17 protein-coding genes are annotated in these 16,554 nt (G+C 39.2%); 1 reads left to right on the top strand and 16 read right to left on the bottom strand.

What is annotated here, in order from left to right:
- Positions 1-15: 15 nt before the first annotated feature.
- The 8 genes from ccsB to T479_RS05995 form a co-directional block, all read right to left on the bottom strand.
- Positions 16-1,197, bottom strand: a complete 1,182-nt coding sequence (gene ccsB, locus T479_RS06030; protein ID WP_024361489.1) for a c-type cytochrome biogenesis protein CcsB — start codon at positions 1,195-1,197, stop codon at positions 16-18.
- Positions 1,194-2,867, bottom strand: coding sequence for a cytochrome c biogenesis protein ResB (gene resB, locus T479_RS06025; protein WP_025218908.1), 1,674 nt, complete (start codon positions 2,865-2,867; stop codon positions 1,194-1,196). Before resB ends, ccsB begins: the two co-directional genes overlap by 4 nt.
- Before the next feature lie 13 nt (positions 2,868-2,880).
- Positions 2,881-3,414 (bottom strand): thiol-disulfide oxidoreductase ResA, encoded by a 534-nt coding sequence (gene resA / locus T479_RS06020; RefSeq protein WP_024361491.1) that lies wholly within the window; start codon positions 3,412-3,414, stop codon positions 2,881-2,883.
- Between the two features lie 275 nt (positions 3,415-3,689).
- Positions 3,690-4,421, bottom strand: coding sequence for a pseudouridine synthase (locus tag T479_RS06015; protein ID WP_025218907.1), 732 nt, complete (start codon positions 4,419-4,421; stop codon positions 3,690-3,692).
- Positions 4,422-4,750: 329 nt separating this feature from the next.
- Positions 4,751-5,332 (bottom strand): hypothetical protein, encoded by a 582-nt coding sequence (locus T479_RS06010; RefSeq protein WP_025218906.1) that lies wholly within the window; start codon positions 5,330-5,332, stop codon positions 4,751-4,753.
- A gap of 126 nt (positions 5,333-5,458) precedes the next feature.
- Positions 5,459-6,529 carry a D-alanyl-D-alanine carboxypeptidase family protein gene (locus tag T479_RS06005; protein ID WP_025218905.1) on the bottom strand — a complete coding sequence of 357 codons (1,071 nt, stop codon included), beginning with the start codon at positions 6,527-6,529 and terminating at the stop codon, positions 5,459-5,461.
- 79 nt (positions 6,530-6,608) lie between these two features.
- A complete protein-coding gene (gene scpB / locus T479_RS06000; protein ID WP_024361495.1) occupies positions 6,609-7,202 on the bottom strand; it encodes an SMC-Scp complex subunit ScpB in 594 nt (197 codons plus the stop codon).
- Positions 7,174-7,953 carry a segregation/condensation protein A gene (locus T479_RS05995; RefSeq protein WP_024361496.1) on the bottom strand — a complete coding sequence of 260 codons (780 nt, stop codon included), beginning with the start codon at positions 7,951-7,953 and terminating at the stop codon, positions 7,174-7,176. The genes scpB and T479_RS05995 overlap by 29 nt, the downstream gene beginning before the upstream one ends.
- Before the next feature lie 55 nt (positions 7,954-8,008).
- Between T479_RS05995 and T479_RS05990 the strand changes: the two genes are divergently transcribed.
- On the top strand, positions 8,009-8,512 hold the full coding sequence (locus T479_RS05990) for a DUF309 domain-containing protein (RefSeq protein ID WP_025218904.1): 504 nt from the start codon (positions 8,009-8,011) through the stop codon (positions 8,510-8,512).
- Here T479_RS05990 and T479_RS05985 read toward each other — a convergent pair.
- The 8 genes from T479_RS05985 to deoB all read right to left on the bottom strand — a co-directional run bounded on the left by T479_RS05985 (position 8,509) and on the right by deoB (position 16,542).
- Entirely contained in the window at positions 8,509-8,880 is a 372-nt protein-coding gene (locus tag T479_RS05985; protein ID WP_024361498.1) for a GNAT family N-acetyltransferase, read from the bottom strand. The genes T479_RS05990 and T479_RS05985 overlap by 4 nt on opposite strands.
- Positions 8,881-9,080: 200 nt before the next feature.
- A complete protein-coding gene (gene lysA / locus T479_RS05980; RefSeq protein WP_025218903.1) occupies positions 9,081-10,400 on the bottom strand; it encodes a diaminopimelate decarboxylase in 1,320 nt (439 codons plus the stop codon).
- Between the two features lie 225 nt (positions 10,401-10,625).
- Positions 10,626-12,068 carry a spore germination protein gene (locus tag T479_RS05975; protein ID WP_024361500.1) on the bottom strand — a complete coding sequence of 481 codons (1,443 nt, stop codon included), beginning with the start codon at positions 12,066-12,068 and terminating at the stop codon, positions 10,626-10,628.
- Between the two features lie 15 nt (positions 12,069-12,083).
- Positions 12,084-12,872 carry an RNA polymerase sporulation sigma factor SigF gene (sigF, locus tag T479_RS05970; protein WP_024361501.1) on the bottom strand — a complete coding sequence of 263 codons (789 nt, stop codon included), beginning with the start codon at positions 12,870-12,872 and terminating at the stop codon, positions 12,084-12,086.
- Positions 12,873-12,882: 10 nt separating this feature from the next.
- Positions 12,883-13,323 carry an anti-sigma F factor gene (gene spoIIAB, locus T479_RS05965; protein ID WP_024361502.1) on the bottom strand — a complete coding sequence of 147 codons (441 nt, stop codon included), beginning with the start codon at positions 13,321-13,323 and terminating at the stop codon, positions 12,883-12,885.
- Positions 13,316-13,669 (bottom strand): anti-sigma F factor antagonist, encoded by a 354-nt coding sequence (gene spoIIAA, locus T479_RS05960; protein WP_024361503.1) that lies wholly within the window; start codon positions 13,667-13,669, stop codon positions 13,316-13,318. The genes spoIIAB and spoIIAA overlap by 8 nt, the downstream gene beginning before the upstream one ends.
- Before the next feature lie 427 nt (positions 13,670-14,096).
- Entirely contained in the window at positions 14,097-15,347 is a 1,251-nt protein-coding gene (locus T479_RS05955) for a thymidine phosphorylase (RefSeq protein ID WP_025218902.1), read from the bottom strand.
- 13 nt (positions 15,348-15,360) lie between these two features.
- Positions 15,361-16,542, bottom strand: a complete 1,182-nt coding sequence (gene deoB / locus T479_RS05950; protein WP_024361505.1) for a phosphopentomutase — start codon at positions 16,540-16,542, stop codon at positions 15,361-15,363.
- Between the last annotated feature and the right edge of the window lie 12 nt (positions 16,543-16,554).

Genomic DNA, 16,554 nt, shown 5'->3' with positions numbered 1-16,554 from the left:
CTTTTCGTTCCCCTGTTACGCGTAGGAGTGTAAACCTGCAAGAATTAAGTTAACGGCAATAAGGTTAAATAATATAATACCAAAGCCAATTAATGCTAACCAAGCAGATTTTTCACCTTCCCAGCCCTTAGATAAACGTAGATGTAGGAATGCTGCATAGAATAACCATGTAATAAGGGCCCATACTTCTTTCGGGTCCCAACCCCAGAAACGACTCCATGCAAGTTGTGCCCAAATCATCGCAAAAATGAGTGCACCTAATGTAAATACTGGGAAACCAATAATAACAGAACGATAACCGACTTCATCCAGTAATTGGAGATTTACACGTTTAACAAGCGGTTGGAATATCGCGCTTATGCGACGACGTGCAATAAGGCGAATGAATAAGTATAGTAATGAGCCTATTAATAATGACCACACGACCGTTGTTAATTTTTTCGCATTAATCAGTGCAGGCATTTCTACTAATGGAGACATGCCATGTTCCTCTACTACCTCATACTCATTCATCCCAAAAATAGGTGGCAAATTATAAGTAATTTGGCGAGACATACCTTCTTTATCGATATACGTGTATTTCGATTCATAATCCATCGCACTAAATGTAGATGACACAATAACAAAGCCAAGCACAACGACTAAGCAGTACATAACTGCTTCAAGCCAGAAACGTTGCTTTGAAGGTTTGTTTAAATCTACAACTTTTAATAAATAAATTAAACCTGCAACTGCACTAATCGCTAAAATCGATTGCCCCATTGCAGCCGTAATAACGTGAATTGTTAACCAATGACTTTGCAATGACGGTACTAATGGACTTACTTCTGTCGGGAACATCGATGCATAGGCAATGATTAATAACGCTACAGGTAACGCCACTAAACCAAGCGCTGTTAGGCGATAAATAAAGTAAATTAAAATAAATGCACCAACAATAAACATCCCGAAAGCAGTCGTAAATTCAAACATATTACTAACAGGTGCGTGACCTGTGTGAACCCAACGTGTAATAAAATAACCAATTTGCGAAAGGAAACCTATAATTGTTACGACAATTGCCAGTTTACCCCATTTATCTGTGTTTTTGCCAGAAGCATTGGATTGTTTAATGGCGCCGCCAAATAGTAAAGTAGCTACTAGATAGGCTAAGAATGCAACAAATAATAGATTTCCACTTAAGTCAATCAAACTCATAAGGTGTTGTCACCTTCCTTTTTAGTATTGCCACGATTTGTGGACTCTTCGCCTTCTTCAGACGGCTCTAACTGATCCTTATATTGCGGTAGACCAGCAAATGCAGTCACGGCATCTAAATCTTTTTTCATGCTGAACATATTTTTATTGACATGAGCAGCCATCAGCACACGGCCATCAGGCTCTACTTGTAACCAAAGTCGACGGTGGTTCCAATATGAACCGATTGCAACGCCGATCATGAAAATAATACCACCAACAAATAAAATTGGGATTGTGCGGTCTTTACGTATTGTAAAACCAGACATATCGCGTGTTTCCACACTTTCAAACTTCATTTTGTACTGGTTTTCACCTAGTGGCTCTAATGTTTGTTTAATCGCAACGAAGCTAGTTTCACCCTCTGGTGTTTCTGGTGTTGTCATTTTAAATAGAAATGCTGGATTATTAGGAACTGACGTCGCTGTTTGCGGTACACCATTTTCAAACCCAGAGAAGTCTGGTGTGTAAACAAGTAATTTAACAGATACACCATTTCCTAAATCATATTCTTTTTTAGGGTTTGTTAAATCAATTCCTACTTTACCAAGTGATTGCTCTGTTGATTTATTTACTAATTGGAAATTCATTTGCTTCAATTCATTTAAGCGATAATCCATTTGATATAGTGCATAGCCTGCTTCTTTTAAAGGATGATTCACTCGAATTGAATAATCTCTCACCTTTTCTAGATTTTCCGTATCACCAGCAATAGCGTCTTCAGGTTGCTTATATAATGTAATATCCGTTTGGAAGTTTTTCGCAACGACGTTAACACCTTGCTTTAGCTGTTCACCTTGTGGTGTATTATCATGTGTTTCTAAAATAAAGTCTCGATTTTCAATAAAATAACCGTCCATGCCAGTAATTGCACGTGTTTCACCTTCACGTACCCATATCGATTCGTCGACATAGAAACCAGGAACTAAACGCAACATTACCCCAGTTAAAAAGATAATGAGGCCTACATGATTTATGTACGGACCGTAACGAGAGAAGCGGCCTTTTTCTGCTAACAAAGCACTGCCGTCTCGACGAACAATGTATTTCATCTCAGTCATTTTCTTTTCAACTTTACTAAGCGTCTCTTCAGGACTTGCTGTTACCTGTCCTTCTGCAACAATACGTTGGCGCTTTAAAAAACTTTCATGACGCTTAACACGTTGATTTTTCAATGATTTATAAAGTGGTATACCACGGTCAAGACTGGCAACAATAATGGATACCGCAAGCATTCCAACTAAAATTTGGAACCACCAAGAGCTATATAAATCAGACAGCCCTAATGTATAATAGATTTTCCCCACAAAACCATAAACATCCTCGTAATAGGCTCCCTTTTCCATGTCAGAAGCTTTTACGTAAAACTCTTGTGGTAGTAACGTTCCGATTGAAGCTGCTATTAATGTAATAATAATTAATGCTATCCCTACTTTAACACTTGAGAAAAAATTCCAAATTTTGTCGACAATTGATTTGTTGTACGTTTTTGAGCGAATAGCCGTACCATCATACCGCATGTCGACAACTTTATTTTGCTTTTCTTCTTCGGTTAAAGGACGACCGCATTTCTCACAGAGCTTCGTGCCAAACGGATTACTATGTCCACAAGCACAAATAATATTCTCCATCGTCTATTACCCCTCATTTTGGCTTTATTAATTCCATGTAAGAAGCGATTGTCGCCTCCGTCATTTCTCCAGTAGTAATCTTCACTACCTTACCGTCCGGATCAATTAAAACTGTTGCAGGTAAATTTCCAACATTGTAAGCAGTCATTACACTTTTTGTTTTGTCAATTACAACAGGAAATGTCAGGCCGTACTTATCAACAAAATTTTGTACTTCTAAATCCGTTTGTGCAATGTTGACAGCCAATGTCTGTACACCTAAATCCTTGAAAACTTGGTATTGGCTATTCATTGCAGGCATTTCCTTCTCACATGGTTTACACCAAGTTCCCCAGAAATTCAAAAATACCCCCTGTCCTCTATAATCAGACAGTTTGTGTTTCTCGCCATTTAAATCTACTAACGTGAAGTTCGGTGCTTCAGAGCCAACAGCTACTAACTCTACCTTTTCCTTTGTCGCTGTCCCGTATACGGTATACCCAATTGCGATCGCTAAGATGGCTAAAATAATAGTGCGGGTTACGAGACGTTTTTTCTTTTTCTCCAAGTTAATAAACCCCCTACTCAAATACGCCTCGAGGGTATTTGTCGATATTTCACTTCCACTTAAGAAATATCTGTTATCTCTCCCCCGAGACTTACTTTGTTTACGCGCCTGCTGGATAAAATTAAAACAGGTGTACTATTCTCACCTATTATAGCAAAATGATACAAATTCGCTTAGTTATTAATTATGAATGATTTATGAACGTTTTCACACGAGGAAAGTGAAAAACCCACCATACGTATAGCGGTATATACATTTTCCATGTTGTTATTCGTTTAGCCGATTTGCCCAGTTTCAGCTAACACGCGCAGTTGCTTGACTTCATGTTTCGACAATTCACGATATTCTCCTGGTGTTAGACCATATAAATCTAAAAATGCAAAACGTTCACGCTTTAGTTTGACAACCGGTGTACCGATTGCCTCAAACATACGACGTACTTGACGATTTCGCCCTTCATGAATTGTAATTTCACAAATCGCCTTGCCCGCCTGCTCATCAAAGGAAGTCATACTTACTTTTGCTGGTGCTGTTTTGCCATCTTCTAATTGAATACCACGTTGTAGCTTTTTTAAGCCCTCAATTGTTGGTATACCTTTAACACGTGCAATGTATGTTTTGTCAATTTTAAATTTTGGATGCGTTAACATATAGGAAAACTCTCCATCATTTGTCAGTAATAATAATCCAGATGTATCATAATCTAGACGACCAACAGGGAAAATACGTTGCGGAATATGTTTAAATAAATCTGTGACAGTTTTGCGTCCTTTATCATCCGTTACTGCCGAAATTGTTCCACGTGGTTTATATAGTAAGTAGTAAACTTTATCTTCTTTCTCAAGTTTTACACCTTCTACTTCAATTGTATCCGAGTTGGATACCTTCGTTCCAAGTTCACGTACAACAACGCCGTTTACCTTTACTTTACCTTCTACAATCAATTGCTCAGCTTTACGCCTTGAAGCGACACCTGCATATGCAATCACTTTTTGTAATCTTTCCATTGTTTCACCTCTAGTTAAAAATGTAACCTTTTGAAGGTTATTTTTCCCGTCAATCTGTGAAAATTATGTCATACTTTTGTGCAATATAAAAGAGAAACTCATTCCGCACTAGTAATACGATTATTCTAAATAGTGTATTATTTGCTAGTTTCTCATTTAATTGTCTTAGCACTACATAAAATAACCTAGCTATTTTTCGATTTATTTCTAATATAGACCAAACCACCAAATTTTAAAAAAAGGTGCCTGACACCCAAAAAATTCTGAACATTCATATTTGTTTCGGTGTCTGGCACCCTAAAAAAAGCTACCCTTTTAGGTAGCTTTTTTTATTGATATACATTTTCTATGGTAACGCCATTTTTACTTAATTCAAGATTGATAAATGGTTTTGCCTTTACTAACTTAGCTGTTAAAGATTGTTCAATTGTCGAGCCGTCATGCAACGTAAAAATCAACTTATCTGGTTTCGTCACACCATCTTTTTGCACGTTTGTTTGTTCTGCTTTAATGATTTCTTCCCAGCTTGTCAAATCTTCTTGCACACTAAAAAATGCATTCATATGGAGCCCTTTTTCATCCATTATTTGATAATGATTAATACATAAAAATAAAAATAAAAGGACGAGCAACCAAGATGTGCCGACAATCGCCCGTTGTATATTTCTACCCTTTTTTGTTTTTGGGACAATGATTATATTTACCAAAAGAACCGTCGCCATGCCAATTAAAGCAATCATTAATATAATATACGCTTTAAAAGTAGTCTCGAAAAGGTAATAGTCGTTCGGTCGATAAAGTAGCTCTTGAATGGGAAATAGCAAAATAAACGGAGCGATAAAACTTGATAAAAATAAAACAATAATGACTGCTATTTGATTGTGCTTTCGATTCACTTTAGTAGTAGCCATAATTGTCCCTCCTTGCCACCATGCTTTTACAATTCGACTAACATAATTTTACACTAATTACGATAAATATAAAATTCTTTTTTACATCTAGAATATATAGCATAAATAAAAATCAGCGCATCGCTTTTAACGATCCGCTGATTCTACTTTAACGGGTATAGCATAAATTCGCTCTTCCCCTAGAAAAATCGACAATACTGCTTCCTTTCTTTTTCTAGAAATTTGCAGTACTTGCCTTGCAATCTTTTTTTCCTCTTTATTTAATTGCAATTGAATTGGTTGCTCTAATCGGATAGCCAATTTATCACTGACATTATATTTTCCCTTTTTCACAACCGTCTCCATATTATAGTTTTGCCATACTTCATTCGCTAAGCCTCTGTGAACATTCCAATCATCCGATTCATTTAACGTCACAACTATACATGTTTGCCCGTCTTTTTGAAAAGCGGTTGCTAACGTTCGTCCTGCTACCTTTGTAAAACCAGTCTTTCCTGCAAAAGCTGTTCCCGTTGCCGATTTTAATGAGCTTACAGGTTGCTCCGTCTCATCATCTACTTCAACTGCGACACCCGAACCTTCCCGCAATAGACGATGCTTATTTTCCCATAGTATACCATTTACTGTATTGGCACGATAAAGGACGGTAGATGCAATTTTCTCAAAGGTTTTGTTTTGAAGTGCGATTCTTAGCATTTCAGCTGTATCTCTTGCAGAAGACAAATGCTCGTCGTGATGCAAACCTGACGGGTTCATAAAAACTGTATTGGTAAGTCCCGCAATCACAGCTCTTTCATTCATTAATTTGACAAAGCCTTCTACCGAACCGCCTGCATGCTCTGCTAATGCTGTCGCAGCATCATTACCTGACCGTAACATTAAACCATATAATAACGTTTCAACCGTCACCGTCTCGCCCGCTTGCAAATAAATAGAAGAGCCTTCAGCCATTGCAGCTTTAGGAGAAATAATGACTTCATCTTGAAGATCACTATTTTCAATCGCGACGAGAGCTGTCCAAATTTTTGTTAAGCTCGCAATGGGGAGCCTCGCATCACTATTAGAACCTGATAATACTCGACCTGTCTCACCGTCAAGCACGACATACCCACTTCCGCCTCTTGCTAAACCATTTTGTGGGATAGTTAAGATTCCCACAGCTATCATAAACACCATTAATCGTCGTAACCGTAGCAACAAGCCACTCCTTATTTTAAGTGATAGATAAGTAGAACTATGAAAATTAAAAGGAAAGCACATAGTACTTTTCTTTTGATTACTTAACGCCATTAAACGTTTCTTGGAATTTAGTCATAAATAAATCTGTTTCTTGTTCTGCTTCACCATTGTCCTCCTCAGGTAATGGAGGCATTTCTTCAATACTATTTAATCCGAAGTAGTTTAAGAACTCCTTCGTTGTGCCATATAAAATCGCACGACCTGTCCCCTCAGAACGTCCTACTTCTTTCACTAGCCCTCTTGAAGCGAGCGTTTGCAGTGGTCGTTCACATTTGACACCACGTAAATCTTCGATGGCTACCCGTGTAATGGGCTGTTTATACGCCACAATGGCCAACACTTCTAAAGAAGCCTGAGACAATGATTGCGCTGTTGGATTTTCTACTAATTTTTGAATCGTATCTGCTAATTGTGGTTTTGTAATTAACTGGTAAACACCTGCGATTTCCTTTATTGTAATTCCTCTAGTATCATCTTCGTCAAATGCTACACGCAGTGCCTCCATTGCGGGCGCAACTACTTCTTCTGCTTCACCAAGTAGCTGTGCTAATTGCTTAATTGTTAAGCCATCATCTCCTACAACAAATAATAAAGCTTCAATTCTACTCTGTAGGATTATTGTCTTCGTCATCATCCCATTCCTCCTTCTGTAATGTGACCGTTAGTTCTTCAAAATTACCATCTTGCTCTACAATGACAATTTGACGTTTCATCAGTTCAAGCAGTGACAGAAACGTTAAAATAAGTGTTGGTTTATCTTCATAAGGAAAAAGCTCGAAAAATGATGCACGTCCACCTGTTAAACGTAAAGAATTCACAACAGAACGCATTTGCTCCTTTACTGAGCGCTCCTGCCTCGTGACAGTTGTTTTCAATGGCTTCTTTAATTTTTTTCGGCGCATCAGCTTCTGGAAGGCGCCAAGCATATCATAAATATTGACGTTCATATCGAATAACGCCATCTGTTCATCAGGTGCTAATTCCGATAAATCTGAAGGTGGTCTTGTAAATACCTGTGCTCTATCTGTTTCAAGCTCTTGTAGATTACTTGCCGCTTCTTTATATTTTTTATACTCTATTAAACGTTGTACCAGTTCTTCACGAGGGTCAGGGCCATCGATTTCGATTTCCGCATCTTCTAGCTCTCCTTCATGTATTGGTAATAGCATTCGGCTCTTAATAGCCAAAAGTGTTGCCGCCATCACTAAATACTCACTCGCCTCATTTAATTCAAGCACCTGCATCGCATGGATATGATCAATATATTGTTGCGTAATTTCAGCCATTGGAATATCATAGATATCAATTTCCAATCTGTGAATTAAATGCAATAATAGATCCAGAGGACCTGAAAAGGCTTCTAACTTTACTTCATAAGACATTATTTTACCACCCTGATATTCAATGTTCTTTTAGTATAGTGGAAAGGAGTTCAAAATGCATCCACAGCACCATACTTTATTTATTGATTACTGTGCCTATTTCAATGGCAATGGGGATTTTTTTGAATGCCATGAAGTGCTTGAGGAATATTGGAAAGACATTGCGCCCGGCAATAAAAAGCATCCTCTTGTTGGCTATGTTCAACTAGCGACAGGATTATATCATTGGCGTCGTGGCAACGCAACTGGTGCTTTCAAAATCTTACATAAAGCACTCACTAATTTTCAAGTCAATAAAGGCCATGTGTTTTTTAACGAAATCGACTACACAAAACTACTATTACAATTAACCGAAACACTTAGCCATATTCAAATGGGCAAGTCCTTTCAAGCTTTTCAATTATCGCTGACACCTACTTTACAAAGTTTAGTAACAGCTCGCATACAGCTTTTACCGGAAAGCAACCCTAACTATCTTCTTCATAAACATATGCTACGTGATCGCTCACATATTCTTGCTGAACGACAAGAAAGCAAACAAAGAAAAAGCAGACGTTAACTTTCGTCTGCTTTTTCTTCATTACATTGTATACATTTGCTAACAAATTCACGCGTTTCATCCGTTGCACGCAATTGTTCGTATTGGCCAAGTTCTGCCACTTCTTGTAGCATTTCCTTTGCTACGCCTTCTCCTCTGTAAGAAGGAACTACAGAAACGTGCTGAATTGTTGCTGTGTGATTGTCTGTTACAAGCCCGACGATACCAACGTATTCATCGTTCTTTTTCCATAAGTATAATACCCAATTATCATCATTTTCATAGGATTGGATTGTCTCTGTGAGCTTTTTTATGTCTTTTTCGTTAGGCATAAACGAGAGTAGCCCCATTGCTATTTTCTCGAAAGCTTTTTTATATCGAATTAACATATTTGTCTATTCCCTCTTTTTCTAGCTGTACATAATCTTTGACTATCCTACACGATTTGTACTATTACCGCAAGCCAATTTTCTGTCTTACGAACCAGGGCCGAGAATACCTTGCGACGCTAACACCCAATAGACAACGCCCCACAACAAAATAAATGTCGTCATAGATGCCAATAATACCCATTTGTTTTTTCTCAAATTTATTCACCCTTTTTTAACGTTAGCGGGAGATCATTTTGTACAATATCTTCGTAACTTTCACGTTTAATCGCTAATTGATGCTGTCCATTTTCTACAAATACCACTGCTGGACGTGGTACACGGTTGTAGTTGCTTGCCATCGAGTAGCCATATGCCCCTGTACAGAAGATTGCTAGTACATCACCAGAAGCTGCCTCTTGTAATTTTGCATCGATAATCAATTTATCGCCCGATTCACAAAGTTTTCCAGCTACAGTGTACGTTGCTTCTTTTGGTGCATTGGCTTTACTAGCGATGACTGCCTCGTATTTTGCATCATATAATGCAGGACGAATATTATCACTCATTCCGCCATCAACTGCAATGTAGTTACGTACATCTGGTACTGTTTTTTGAGAACCGATAGTATAAAGTGATGTTCCTGCATCACCGACAAGTGAACGGCCTGGTTCAATCCAGATTTCTGGCATTGTTAGTCCAAGTACAGTTGCTTTATTTTTCACAACAGTAATCATGTCTTCTACATACACTTGTGGCTCAAGCGGTGCATCTTCTTCTGTATAGCGAATACCGAAGCCCCCACCTAAGTTTAACACAGTACACGTAAAACCGTGAGTCTTGTTCCAATCAGAAATCTTGTCGATTAGTTTTTCACCTGCTAAGCCAAAGCCAGCTGTATCGAAAATTTGAGAGCCAATATGGCAGTGTAAGCCTAAAAGCTGTAAGTATTCGTGTTTAAAAGTTTGCTCAAATGCTTGATCGGCTTGACCGTTGTTTAAGTCAAAGCCAAACTTAGAATCCGCTTGCCCTGTCGTAATAAAATCATGCGTATGTGCCTCAACTCCTGGTGTGACACGTAATAAAATACGCATTTTTTGTTGACGGCGCTCAGCAATTTCTTTTAAAAGTTGAATTTCATAGAAGTTATCTACAACAATACAGCCAATTTTTGAGTCAAAGGCTAGCTCCAATTCTGCAATGCTTTTATTATTACCATGGAAGTGAATACGCTCTGTTGGGAAACCTGCTTTTAATGCTGTAAATAGCTCCCCTCCAGAGACAACATCCAAGGATAGGTTTTCTTCTGCTGCTAATTGATACACCGCTACACATGCAAATGCTTTGGAAGCATACGCTACTTCAGCCTTTACCCCTAGCTTTTTAAATGTATCGATAAAGCCGCGTGCTCGCTTACGAATAAGCGCTGTATCGTACACAAATAATGGCGTACCATATTCTTTTGCAAGCTCTAATGTATCTACTTGTCCTATTGTTAAATGTCCGTCTTCAGAAATCGCTTGTGTTCCATATAAATGCATTTGCATCTCTCCCTTTTCACGTCTCCATTTTGTGACATTTGCGTACCTCGTGGTATATCAGTCCTTACTCAAACATTTCCATCGAGACATTGTCTTATCTTAGCAGGTATTGGCATGTCACAAGATAAAAACACATAACCATTCACTAGCAAAGATAATTTTTGCAAAAATCACAAAATACTATATGTGAACTTTATCACATGAAAAAAGTGAGTGCAACGGCTCCTATGATCTTTTTCTCTGTTTGGAAGCGACTACATATGGTCTTAGTGCATCCGACGTCATAGGGAAGCGGATAATGACGCGAAGCATCGCAGTTGGGAAAAATGGAACGAGCGGCCATAAATATGGTGCTTGTAACGGACGTAATGAACATAAATAGGTAAATAATAAAAACAATCCAATAAATAATCCATCTTCTCCCCAAATACCTGTCATAATGAGCAAAACAAATCGGAAGAGCTTAATGGAAATACCTAGCTCGTAAGATGGAATAATAAACGTAAAGATGGCTCCTACCGCTGTATACAATACAACTTCGGATGAGAACACACCAACATCAATGGCGATCTGCCCAATGATTACCCCGGCTACTAAACCCATCGCAGTAGACAATGGTGTCGGGGTATGGATGGCGGCCATCCTTAGAAATTCAATCCCAATATCGGCGATTAGAATTTGCAGTAATATCGGAATATGTGATTTATCCTGACTACCTAAAAAAGATAGCGAATCAGGTAATAATGATTCATTCGTTACAAATAAATACCATAAAGGTAATAATAATAACCCCATAATTGTTCCGAAATAGCGCATAAAACGCACAAAGGTCCCGACAGTAGGTGCTTGTCTATATTCTTCAGCATGCTGCAATAAATGGAACATCGTAACGGGCACTAAAATAACGGAAGGTGAAGTATCCACCATAATCGCTACATGCCCCTCTAGTAAATGAGCAGCGACAATATCAGGACGTTCTGTATAGCGTACAAATGGAACTGGGTGAAACTTTTGCTTAAACAGCCATTCCTCTAGTGATTTATCGGCCATTGTCAAACCATCATGATTAATTTGACCAAGACGCTGTCGCAATTTATCGAGCATTTCCTCATTAGCAATATCCTTCATAAACGCAATTGCGACATCGGTTTGACCGAGCTTGGATATTTTATGTAGCTCGAAGCGTAAATTACTGTTGCGAATGCGTCGACGAACTAAAGCTGTATTTTGTGAAATCCCCTCTGTAAAGCCATCCCTAGAACCGCGAATTACTTTTTCATTATCCGGCTCTTCTGGTGAACGCCCTGGATAATTTCGAAGCTCCGCAATATAGCAGTATCCACTTTTCGTAATAAAGGTTACTTGCCCACTTAAAATAGCAAGCAAATAGGCTTTACGTTCCGTTTCTTCAGAACGACCATGAAAGTTGAAATGTGCTTCAAAATATTCTCGCTCATCATCAATATCAATGTCTTCTTCAGGTAACATATTGGATAGTAATTGCGTCAGGGCTTCCCCATCTACTAGTCCGCTAATATATGCACAAAGAACCGGCAAATCTTTGACAAATAAATGCTTAATACCTACGTCAAATGATTCGCCGTCTCCAAATTGCTCTTTAAGAAAATCTTCGGCTTCTTCTAAGCTGTTAAATAGTTTATTTGTCATGCTGTCACCATTTTCTTAGATGTCTTTTTCTACTCCGTGTTCAACCGTGGCACTCGTCGCCATCCAACTTTTCAACTGCGCTAAAATCTTTTTCTCTAAACGAGATACTTGTACTTGTGAAATGCCCAGACGAGTTGCGATTTCAGTTTGTGTACAATCTGAAAAATAGCGTAAATAAATAATGGATTGTTCCCTCGGATCAAGTCTTGTCAACACTTCTTTTAACGGAATATATTCAAAAGGTTGCTCTGATTTTTCATCCTTCATTTGATCCATTAATGTAATGGAATCCCCTTCACTTTCATACAATTGCTCATGTAAGGAAGCTGGATCCCTTAAAGCATCCGACGCTGTCACAATTTCCTCAGTTGTGACGCCAAGAACCTGCGCTAATTCTTGAATGGTCGGTGGATGCTCATTATTTTTAATAAATTCATCCGTCGCATGGCGGATTTTAAAGTTGAGCTCGCGAATTGAACGGCTCACCTTTACCATGCCGTCATCCCTTAAAAAGCGCTGTATTTCACCGATAATCATCGGGACAGCATATGTGGAAAATTTCACATCGTACGCTAAATCAAACTTATCTACAGATTTCATAAGGCCTATACAGCCTATTTGAAATAAATCTTCGAGCTCCACGCCCCTTGTTGTAAAGCGTTGGACGATAGACCACACAAGCCTCGTATTCCCCTCAATCATTCGTTTACGAGCTTCATGATCGCCCTGTTGTGAACGCGCAATTAAATCACGCATTTCCTCCTGTGACAAAAGCTTATCGGACGACTGTTCTATCGGCTTCACGATAGCAACCTCACATTACCGCCGTGCGAACCGAATAAAATTTTTTCGTAAACGTTACAGTTGTACCTTCCTGCCACTTGGACATGACAGTCAACTGATCTGAAAAACTGTCCATAATGGTAAAGCCCATACCAGAACGTTCCATTGCACTTTTCGTCGTAAACAAAGGCTCCATCGCTTGACTGACATCCGCGATGCCTACCCCTTTATCCATCACAGACACCGTTACAATATCATCCTCACGCTTTGCGTGAACTGTAACGACCCCTTTTCCATCTTCTTCATAACCGTGAATAATGGCATTGGAAACAGCCTCTGAGACAACGGTTTTAAATTCTGATAGCTCATCAATTGTTGGATCTAATTGTGCAATAAAGCCCGTTATCGCCACACGTGCTAAGGCTTCGTTTTCGCTAATTGCTAAAAAAGTTAATGTCATTTCGTTATCCATTTACAATCCCCCTAACTCGATCAATCGCTTCTTCCTCTGTTGCATCCATCATCCACGGACCTAAGCCTGAAAATTGAAATACTTTTCGCATCGTCGGCGATGGATTTAATAAAATTGTTCGTCCAGCGACTGCTTCTAACTCACGCATTCGACCAAGCACTAGGCCTACACCTGAACTATCCATAAACGATAGTCGCTCAAAATTCCAAATGATGGTCGTTACAGCCCCCTGAAAAATTGCTGTAGAAATTTTAGCCCGAATTTGCTCTACTGCATGATGATCGAGCTCCCCAAATAAACGTATAACTACTGTCTCCCTTGTTACCATTTCTAATTGAAAATGCATGAACATCGCCTCCTCCTCGTGCAATTCCACATTCCATATAACAAATCCTTGCTGTTGACAGAACTAGTGCAAAGTCTCTTGAAATAGTGTCAAATCGACATTCTTATGGCTTTTAGGTTAAGTGCAGTATGGGATAAATCAAAAGGTTTTAAACGTCGTCTACATTTTTTGTCAGTGTGTCATTGTAGATAGCTAATTTATGTAGGTATTCAATACGAGGAGAACGAAAAAAAGTGTTAGATTGACTGCCATCAATCTAACACTTTTTCGCTGCGCCGTTGTTGTCCGCTTCGGCGGTGCTTTCCGCTCAGCACAGTAAGCCGCAACCCTCGCTAACGCGCAGGTTTGTCGCGTCTTACATTTTGTGCGTTCTGAGCAGAATCACCGCCCTTGCTATCATAAACTAGCGTTTTCTGCTAATTTATACTTATGCCATTAAATAGGCTTGCTGTACTTTAGTGATTGTTTCTTCGTTAATTTCACTGTTTGAATACAGATAGGCAATAGTTTCATCCGCACTGACACGGTCACCTTTTTTGGCAACTAGCTGGATGCCTGCATCATAATCAAGCGAAGATTCCTTCGTTAAGCGACCAGCGCCAAGACTAACACTTGCTTCACCAATCATTAATGCATTAATGGACGCAACAACACCCTCTGCCGCTGCTTTTACAGCCACCTTATGTGCTGTGTCATTTTGCACAATATCCGCTAAATCGCCGCCCTGTGCTACGATAAACTCCTCAAACTTCGCAGCTGCTGAGCCATCTTCCAACACTTTTTTGACAGCTGCTACCGCTGTTATTTCATCTACTCCAGCCGCAATCTGATACATTAGAGAAGAAATAATAATGCACTCTTCTAATAAGTCTGCGTGCGTTTCTTCTAAGCGACCTTTTAGCAAGGCATACGCCTCTACTACCTCAAGTTTATTACCGATCATTTTTCCTAAAGGATTATCCATATCGCTAATATGAGCGACAACTTTACGGCCTAATTTTTCACCAATTGCTGTCATTGCTTCAGCTAATTTCTTTGCTTCTTCTTCCGTTTTCATAAAGGCACCAGAGCCACATTTCACATCTAGCACAATGCCATCTGCACCACTTGCAATTTTTTTACTCATAATCGACGCAGCAATTAACGGAATAGAGTCGACAGTACCTGTCACATCTCGCAATGCATAAAGTTTTTTGTCGGCAGGTACAAGATTGCCTGTCTGACCAGCAACCGCAATTTTATGTTTATTGACATTATCAATGAATTCTTGTGACGATAATTCTGTTTTAAAGCCACGGATTGATTCTAATTTATCGATTGTGCCACCTGTAATACCTAAGCCTTTACCACTAAACTTCGCCACTGGAATACCTAGAGAAGCAATAATTGGTGTGACGATTAACGTGACTTTATCACCGACACCGCCTGTAGAATGTTTATCAATTTTAAAACCTTCGATTGAAGTTAAATCAATTACATCACCTGATTCAATCATTGCCTTCGTTAAATAAAACGTTTCTTCGTCAGTCATACCAAGTAAGCGAATAGCCATTAGCAATGAGCTCGCTTGATAATCCGGAATAGCACCTGTTGTATAGCCTTCAACAAAGTATTGAATTTCAGCTTGTGTCAGTTCTTTGCCTTGTTTTTTCTTTTCAAAAAGCTGCACCATATTCATAGACAATTCCTCCTTATTTTAAATCATTTAAGAAACTCTTACCGAATGGCGGTGCTTCTACTTTGAAGTTTTCAGCGACAGTTGCTGCAATATCTGCAAAAGTCTCACGAAGAGCAAGCTCGCTTCCACCTTTAAAACGTGGTGAATAGACAATTAGTGGCACGTATTCACGTGTATGGTCTGTGCCAGGGAATGTCGGATCATTACCATGGTCAGCCGTAATCATAAGTAAATCATCTTCTGACATTGCCTGTAAAATTTCAGGAAGACGCGCATCAAATTCTTGTAATGCGTTACCGTAGCCAAGTGGATCACGACGATGCCCAAAATTGGCATCAAAATCTACTAAATTTAAGAAGCTAATCCCATGGAAATCTTGTTTTGCGACTTTAGCGAATTGATCCATACCGTCCATATTATTTTTTGTACGAACTGCTTCAGTAACCCCTTCACCATTGAAAATATCAGAAATTTTACCAATGGCAATTACATCAAGACCAGCATCTTTCAAAGCATTCATCGTTGTACGTCCAAAAGGCTTTAACGCATAGTCATGACGATTTGGCGTGCGTGTAAAGTTACCTGGCGTACCGATAAATGGACGTGCAATCACGCGTCCTACTAAATATTCTGGCTGTAATGTCAACTCACGTGCAATCTCACAAATTTTATAAAGTTCGTCCAGTGGAATGATTTCTTCATGCGCAGCAATTTGTAACACAGGGTCAGCCGATGTATAGACAATAATAGCCCCTGTCTCCATATGTTCTTGTCCAAAGTCTTCAATCACCTGTGTACCACTTGCAGGCTTATTACACAGTACTTTGCGTCCTGTACGTTGTTCAAGCTCGGCAATCAGTTCAGCAGGGAAACCTTCAGGGTATACTTTAAATGGTTTATCAATATTAAGACCCATTATTTCCCAGTGCCCTGTCATTGTGTCTTTCCCGACAGATGCCTCTTGCATTTTACCGTAGTATGCTTGCGGTGTATTTGTTGCTTGCAGTCCTTGCAGTGGTTCGATATTCGCTAAGCCAAACGACTCCATCACGGGCATTGTAAGCCCATTCATTTTTTCAGCGATGTGACCTAAAGTATGTGCGCCTGCATCGCCGAATTTAGCTGCGTCTGGTGCTTCACCAATCCCAACTGAATCCATTACAACGACATGGATTTTTTTAAATGCTTTATTCATAATTATTGCCTC

The organism is Lysinibacillus sphaericus (assembly GCF_000600105.1).
GTDB lineage: Bacteria > Bacillota > Bacilli > Bacillales_A > Planococcaceae > Lysinibacillus > Lysinibacillus sphaericus.
Note: the sequence above shows the minus strand (reverse complement) of the source record. Positions and strands in the feature narration are given on the sequence as shown.

Bases quoted from the DNA above. Each gene is read 5' to 3' on its own strand.
- T479_RS05995 (WP_024361496.1), bottom strand. From the start codon at position 7,953: ATGTCTTATGAAGTAAAGTTAGAAGCCTTTTCAGGTCCTCTGGATCTA.
- spoIIAB (WP_024361502.1), bottom strand. From the start codon at position 13,323: ATGGATAACGAAATGACATTAACTTTTTTAGCAATTAGCGAAAACGAA.
- T479_RS06015 (WP_025218907.1), bottom strand. From the start codon at position 4,421: ATGGAAAGATTACAAAAAGTGATTGCATATGCAGGTGTCGCTTCAAGG.
- T479_RS05955 (WP_025218902.1), bottom strand. From the start codon at position 15,347: ATGAATATGGTGCAGCTTTTTGAAAAGAAAAAACAAGGCAAAGAACTG.
- deoB (WP_024361505.1), bottom strand. From the start codon at position 16,542: ATGAATAAAGCATTTAAAAAAATCCATGTCGTTGTAATGGATTCAGTT.
- ccsB (WP_024361489.1), bottom strand. From the start codon at position 1,197: ATGAGTTTGATTGACTTAAGTGGAAATCTATTATTTGTTGCATTCTTA.
- T479_RS05985 (WP_024361498.1), bottom strand. From the start codon at position 8,880: ATGTTAATTCGATATAAAAAAGCTTTCGAGAAAATAGCAATGGGGCTA.
- scpB (WP_024361495.1), bottom strand. From the start codon at position 7,202: ATGACGAAGACAATAATCCTACAGAGTAGAATTGAAGCTTTATTATTT.
- T479_RS05975 (WP_024361500.1), bottom strand. From the start codon at position 12,068: ATGACAAATAAACTATTTAACAGCTTAGAAGAAGCCGAAGATTTTCTT.
- T479_RS05990 (WP_025218904.1), top strand. From the start codon at position 8,009: ATGCATCCACAGCACCATACTTTATTTATTGATTACTGTGCCTATTTC.
- lysA (WP_025218903.1), bottom strand. From the start codon at position 10,400: ATGCATTTATATGGAACACAAGCGATTTCTGAAGACGGACATTTAACA.
- T479_RS06010 (WP_025218906.1), bottom strand. From the start codon at position 5,332: ATGGCTACTACTAAAGTGAATCGAAAGCACAATCAAATAGCAGTCATT.
- spoIIAA (WP_024361503.1), bottom strand. From the start codon at position 13,669: ATGCATTTTCAATTAGAAATGGTAACAAGGGAGACAGTAGTTATACGT.
- resB (WP_025218908.1), bottom strand. From the start codon at position 2,867: ATGGAGAATATTATTTGTGCTTGTGGACATAGTAATCCGTTTGGCACG.